Origin of the sequence: Bartonella sp. AP36NXGY, from assembly GCF_042195865.1 — a bacterium.
In the GTDB taxonomy this organism is placed as follows: Bacteria; Pseudomonadota; Alphaproteobacteria; order Rhizobiales; family Rhizobiaceae; genus Bartonella.
The window spans coordinates 1-7,453 of sequence record NZ_JBHIPD010000037.1 but is presented as its reverse complement, the minus strand read 5'-3'; the positions used below and the strand labels follow the sequence as shown (position 1 = coordinate 7,453).

Here is a 7,453-nt window from a genome sequence, read left to right as displayed (position 1 = left end):
AAGCCATCGACAATCGAATTAGCCAGATCTTCGCCCGCTTGTTCCATACCAGCCTTGGCACTCTCCGAGAGCTTTTCACGGGCAAAAAAGCTCTTTCTAAACTGGAACTTCTTAAAATCCCCTTTTTACACCTCTCTCAAAGCAAAGATAAAACTGCCAAAACACGTGAGAGTCATCTAAGGATAATTGCATGAGACCATAACAGCTATAAACAGACTCCAATATTTGTATCATATTATTGTAACGATTTACTTACGTATAAAAGAAGAAGATAAAATTGTAATACAACTAAAAGTTCATACGGTTAATCAAGAGAAATTATATAGCATCACAAAACATCAATTGTTTGAAGATTATAAGTAAAAAATTGATCAAAATAAAAAGCTTTTCTTATGAAAAAGAAAAGTGTTGCCCATGAGTAGATATTATAAACTCTAACAAAGGGCATAACTTGATAATTATACCGCAACAAACTAATAGAAACAGCCTTCTTGATAATTCTGGACAACATGTGCTAGCAAATTATGAACACACCCTTGACAAACTCCCCTTTCTTCAAAGATGAAAGCCTAAAAAGAAAAATAGAATAACAAACCATTATTCTGCTTTGTATTAAAGCTCAGTTCACATTAAACCATTGCACTTATAGCGTATAACCTGAAATCTTAGCAGCTTTGAAAAAAAATATGTCTGATTTTTCACTCTATTCCTAAATAACATTTAGACACTCCTACTGCTCTTCAAGTCCGCACATATAATACGTTTTTTCCCTCATGCTTTAAGACAAAGAAACAAATCCTATTATAACTTACTGCAACTTGCCGAAAATTGGGTGTCTTTCCCTATAACACCAAGATCTTTAATTAAAAGCGGTTTTCCTATTTCTCCATTATAGGCTTTAACGTGAATGGTCTTGCCTTTCACATCTATGAGGTAATAATCTCCATTAAAAAGCGCACCAGCTGTATAGATAGGGATATTTCCAAAAACCTTATCATTTTTCGCACGGCAATAAGACTGATAATGCGTGTGACCCACGAAGATTGCTTTAACATTATGAGAGGTAATAATTGACTTAAAGACCGACAAATCTTTAGCATTCTTTTTACGAATAAAAAAGGATTCACCATCAATGGAAGCAGCACGCGCATCATGAAAATTAATGATTGTCACTTTACCTCTTGCATCAGCAGCAGCTAAATCGTTCCTAAGCCAATCTAAAGATTTATTGATTTGCACTTCTGTAGACTGCCCCTTCAAACCAACCGTATAGCTTGGATAATTGTGAAGCTGCACATAGTGAACATCTCCATAATCCCAAGAATAACTCAAACTCCCCCTTATCGAGCGAATATTTCCACCCGAAATGGGAACCAAGCTTTCAGTAACATCTGCATTGAAATGCGATAATTGACTACGGTATTTTTTGATTTCCGATACCATTCTTGAAACTGCACTTATAGCACAAGCATCTTTGTAAAAGCTGAATTCTTGAGGATTTGTACAATTACCAACATTATTGGCATAATCGTGATTCCCTAGCCCCTCATAGACAGGTGCTCCAAGAGTTTTATAAACATTTTCATAATCATCATAGTTTTTTTGTTGTCCAAACTCCGTCAGATCACCATTGACAATATGGAATGCAGCTTTGTGCGCTTTTATCACACCAGCAACCTGCTCATTTATCTTTAACCATGGCTCTCTGTTTGATATTCCATTGGCATCACCAGAGTTTAAACGCCACGGTTGCGGATCAGCCATAATGATAGCAGTATAATTTTTTGTAAGAGACTTTTCTTTCATCGACCAATCCATGAATGCATCATGATAAGGACTCTTGTCTCTTTTTATTTTTTCAGCATCAAGATTAAAACAACCAGAGAGAGTAAAAGCAATCACGGTGATTACCAATTCAACTTTATATCTCATAAACCTATCACCATAAAAACGTTACATATTTTTTATATTAAAAAATTCATCAGAGACAATTTTTTTAGATTTTATTGTCAAAAATATGTCAAAAATTCGAAATAATAAAAGCAATAATCCTTCAATGAAGGTGCACTTTGATGATATAAAAGCACTGTTGATTTCAAGCCTTCAACTTGAAGCATCTTCATTGATTAAGATTTATAAGCTTGGGCTCTGGCTCTTTCAAATGTCATCGATACATCAACAGCTTATAAAAACTTAGTCGTATACTATTAAAATATCCCCAACAGGAGAAAAAATGTATTCTTATACTAGAGCACCCAACTCCTTTGGATATCAAGATCAAATATATTAGAATATTATGATAAATAAGGTATAACTAATCAAAAGTGCTAGCAATAGTGTTTGATTATTACCGTCATCACTTACTTTGACAAGTTATAAAAATGCAGAAGTATTACAGAAAATACTATTATTACTTTATAAAAAAAATAATATAACTTATGTAAGTATTATAACAATATTTATAATTTCTATAATATAGATTTACAGTAAATTTAATTATATAATATAAATAATTACAAACACATTGTGTGTTAAATATAAATTAATACAAATTTAATATCATTTGTTTTTTAATTTTGACAAAAAACCAAAAATATCTTACCAAATAAAGACAATTATCGAAATTAATAACAACTATCCATTTTCACTTCTTCTTATGAAGTTTGCGGGGAAATGAATATTTGGGGGCTCTCATAAGGAGAATACTAGTGTATAAAACATCCCTTTTATCATGCACAGCTGCGGCTGCTATCATACTATTCAACATCCAGTTCACTGCACATGCTGAAACTCTTGGCGTTGCCAACGAAGAAAAAGATATATCCGGAAAAACGTACGAGACTATTTATGTAAAAGACAAAGGAAAAATCACCGGCAGTACTGTAACTGTAACTGGAAATAAAAACACAAATACAGACACAGGTAGCGATAAATATGTTGTAACAGTTGAAGGTGCTAACAGTGCGCTTGAATTAAATGGCTTAAATATTCAAGGCACTGATTCTGATGTTCGTTTTGGTATTTCTGTAAAAGACGGCGCTAACATCAACCTGACTGGGGGGAACATTACAGCTTCTCAAACTGGTGTTTATATTGATGATAGTAAGAATAGTAGAAATATACTACAAAATGTAGTGATATCAGATAATAAAAATGAAGCATCATCACTCCTTGGAATAGAAATAAACAACGAAAGTTTTATCACTTTAGAAAATGTAACAGTTAAGCAAGCAGAAACTGGTATACTTGCGGATGTCGTTTCTCAAGTTATAGTATCCGGAGGATCATTCGAAGGTAAAATGGATGGCGTATATGCTATGGGCGGCACCACTATTACTGTAGATGGCGGTACTAACATTACCTCATCTAATGGTAACGGACTCCATGCCGATGATGAAAATACCACCATAAAAATGACTGGGGGAAGCGTAACTGGAAAAGACGCAGCATTGTATACAAACGACGGTGGTCATATTAAAATCACGGGTGGTACTCTAACAGCTAAGGAAGATACCACAAGTGCCCCTACTACAGAAGGGGATAACCCTGCATATAATAAGGGTACTAAAATTGAGAGTGGATTCGGCGCATTGTCTCAAGGTGAAAACAGTGTGATTGAATTATCTGATACAAAGATCAATGATGCGACAATCGGGTTAAAAACACAAGAAAGTGGCGCAATCGCAATGACTGGGGGAAGCATTACAGCGTCCAAAGTTGGTGCATTCTTTTTAGATAGCAAGAGCAAAGAAAACGAACTGAAAGATGTAGTGACATCAAGTGGGAAAGATGATGCGCCACTAATCAATGGAATCAAGGCAACTAACAGTAATGTCACTTTAAATAATGTAACAGTGACGCAAGCACAAACTGCCATAGATGCATATGATTCCACAGTAAAAGTCTTAGGAGGATCATTTGATGCAGAAAAAGCAGCAATATTTGCTCAAAACGGCGGCAACATCACTTTAACTGGCGGTGCAAAAATTACATCATATAACGATGCTGGACTCTATGCGGAAGGTTCAAAGTCCATCATCGAAATGACAGGAGGGAGCATTACAGCGAAAGAGGAAGCAGTAACGACAACATACGGTGGCCATATTACTGTTACAGATGTCACCCTAAAAACAAATGGTGATGGACTTGGTGTAGCTTCTGATGACCTTGGTAGCATGATTGAATTACTTGGAAAGACAACGATTAGTGATAGTGCAATCGGGCTTCAAGCACAAAACGGTGGTGTAATCAAGATGACTGGGGGAACCATTACAGCTTCTGCAGCTGGTGCTGGCTTCTTAAACAGTAACAGCCGTGAAAACAAACTAGAAAATGTGACAATATCGAGTGGTAAAGACGATGCGCCACTGAACTTTGGAATAAAAGCAGATAAAGGTACCGTCACTTTAAAAGATGTAACAGTGACTCAAGCAGCCGCCGGTATATTTGCAGATCATGATTCGACAATAACAATCTCGGGAGGATCATTTCATGCACAAAATGCAACAATATCTGCTCAAAACGGCAGCGCCATCACTTTAACAAACGGTGCAAAAATTACATCATCTGATGATGTTGGATTATATGCTAAAGATTCAAACTCCTCCATCACAATGATAGAAGGAAACGTCACGGGAAAAGCGAGTGCTTTGGTTGCTGAAGATGGTGGTCATATTACTGTTACAGATGTTACCCTAAAAACAAATGATAGCGATAAGTCATTTGGTGTATTTTCTAATGGCGCAAATAGTGTAATTGAATTGCTTGGAAAGACCACAATTAGTGGTAGTGCAATCGGGCTTGCATTCCAAAATGATGGCGCAATCAAGATGATTGGAGGAACCATTACAGCTTCTGCAGCTGGTGCTGGCTTCTTAAACAGTAACAGTCATGAAAACAAACTAGAAAATGTGACAATATCGAGTGATAAAGACGATACGCCACTGAACTTTGGGATAAAAGCAGATAAAAGTACCGTTACTTTAAAAGATGTAACAGTGACTCAAGCAGCCGCCGGTATATTTGCAGAGAATGATTCGACAATAACAATCTCGGGAGGATCATTTCATGCACAAAATACAACAATATCTGCTAAAAGCGGCAGCACTATCACTTTAACCAATGATGCAAACATTACATCATCTGATAATGTTGGACTCTATGCAGAAGGTTCAAAATCCACCATCACAATGACGGGAGGAACTGTCACGGGGAAAGGTAATGCATTGGTTGCTGAAAATGGTGGACATATTATTGTTGCAGATGTAGCTCTAACTGTCACAGATGTGGCTCCAAGTGACGACTATATATCGTCTGGTGTATTTTCTGTTGGTGAAGGCAGTGTAATTGAATTACTTGGAAATACAACTATTAGTAATAGTGCACTCGGGCTTCAAGCACTAAACGATGGTGCAATCAAGATGACTGGAGGAGCCATTAAAACTTCTCTAGTTGGTGCTGGCTTCTTAAACAGTAACAACAGCGAAAACAAGCTAGAAGGTGTAAAGATATCGAATAGTAAAGACGATGCGTTACTGAACTTTGGAATAAAAGCAGATAAAAGTACCGTCACTTTAAAAGATGTAACCGTCATGCAAGCAACCAATGCCTTAGTTGCAGATGATCACTCGACAATAACAGCCTCAGGAGGATCATTTCATGCACAAAATACAACAATATCTGCTCAAAACGGCAGCGCCATCACTTTAACCAACAATGCAAACATTACATCATCTGATAACATTGGACTCTATGCAAATAGTTCAAACTCCACCATCAGCATGACGGGAGGAACCGTCACGGGGAAAGGTAATGCATTGGTTGCTGAAAATGGTGGACATATTACGGTCACAAATGTGTCTCTAAATGTTACAGATGTATCTCTAGGTGACGAAGATATATCGTCTGGTGTATTTTCTAATGGCGAAGGCAGTGTAGTTGAATTGCTTGAAGGAACAACGATTAGTAATAGTGAAATTGGACTTACAACAAACGATGGTGGCGCAATAAACATGACTGGAGGGACCATTAAAACTTCTCTAGTTGGTGCCGGCTTTTTAAACAGTAACAGCGGTGAAAACAAGCTAGAAGGTGTGAAGATATCGAATAATAAAGACGATGCGTTACTGAACTTTGGAATAAAAGCAGATAAAAGTACCGTCACTTTAAAAGATGTAACAGTGACTCAAGCAGCCGCCAGTATAGTTGCAAATGATCACTCAACAATAACGGTCTCAGGAGGATCATTTAGTGGACATGATGTAGGAGGAAGCGCCGAAGCCAGCAGTACGATTATCTTAAAAAACAATGCTAACATTATATCATCTAATGGCGAAGGACTCCTTGCAGACGGTTCAGGATCTAAGATCATAATGACGGGAGGATCCGTAGCCGCGAACAAAACAGCGTTATTCGCAATCAACGGTGGGCATATTGATGCCACAGATGTTGCTCTAACAACAGAGGGAAAAGGAAGCGGTGCATTTGTAAGTGGCAATGACAGCACAATTCAATTGCATGGTGATACAATAATTAACAATACTTTGGACGGCCTTGGAGCAGTTAACGGTGGTAAAATCATTAGCGAAAACTTATCGATAATCGGTGGTGAAGCACTTGAAGGCCCCGACAACGAGCGCACTGGTATATGGACATCGGACTCTGGTAGTGAAGTTAGGTTAATGGGCAAAACAACCATTCAAAATGTCGATGAAGGGTTTTATGCAGACGGTGGAAGTAAAATCATTAGCGGAGATTTAACAATAACTGGTGGTGAAAGTAAACAACAAACCGTTGCTGTAAACGTTGCGGAGTCTGATAGTGCAATCGAATTAAATGGTAAAACAATCATTCAAAATTTTGATGTTGGTCTTTTTGCAGGAAATAATAGCACAATTAAGATGACGAATGGTTATATTGGAGCAGCAGAGAATACAATAAAAAATAAAATAGAAGCAAAAAAAGTTGCACTATGGGCGGCAGCTAATGGACATATTGATCTCAAAGATGTTTCTGTAACAGCAGGAATCAGCGGCTTGCAGTTCTTAGCTCTCCCTAATACCAAAACCGATGAATCAAATGATCCGCAAAAACATCAAAATAGTGAAATCAATTTAACCAATGCAGATATTCACGCTGAAAATGGTACTGGAATTTTCATTGGAGCTTTCACTAACGATAACATTGAAGATATTCCAACTTTATCAATCGGTACAGCAAATCTCAAAAATTCAGAAATCCATGCTGATGTATTGTTAGGAGATGGTCTTTTCGAAGATCCAAAATCTTGGAAAAATGACAATTATTGGAACAATAAAGAGGTTAAAGCGATCTCCAATGGCACGTTCACATTAAGCGCTGATCATTCAACTTTAGAAGGCAGAGCGAATATTGCTAAAGACAGAAATGTACATTTTGATCTAAAAAACAAGACAACATGGACACTAAAGACCAG

General features: G+C 37.1%; 3 protein-coding genes. 2 read left to right on the top strand and 1 reads right to left on the bottom strand.

Going from position 1 to position 7,453, the window contains the following annotated elements:
- On the top strand, window positions 1-194 hold a 194-nt coding region (locus ACFINX_RS09000; protein WP_375668703.1), incomplete at its 5' end, for a hypothetical protein.
- A gap of 607 nt (window positions 195-801) precedes the next feature.
- On the opposite strand, the gene ACFINX_RS08995 is transcribed toward ACFINX_RS09000, so the two are convergent.
- Window positions 802-1,932 (bottom strand): metallophosphoesterase, encoded by a 1,131-nt coding sequence (locus ACFINX_RS08995; protein WP_375651423.1) that lies wholly within the window; start codon window positions 1,930-1,932, stop codon window positions 802-804.
- Between the two features lie 776 nt (window positions 1,933-2,708).
- Here ACFINX_RS08995 and ACFINX_RS08990 point away from each other — a divergent pair.
- Window positions 2,709-7,453: beta strand repeat-containing protein (locus ACFINX_RS08990; RefSeq protein ID WP_375668702.1), on the top strand; the 4,745-nt coding region annotated here is incomplete at its 3' end.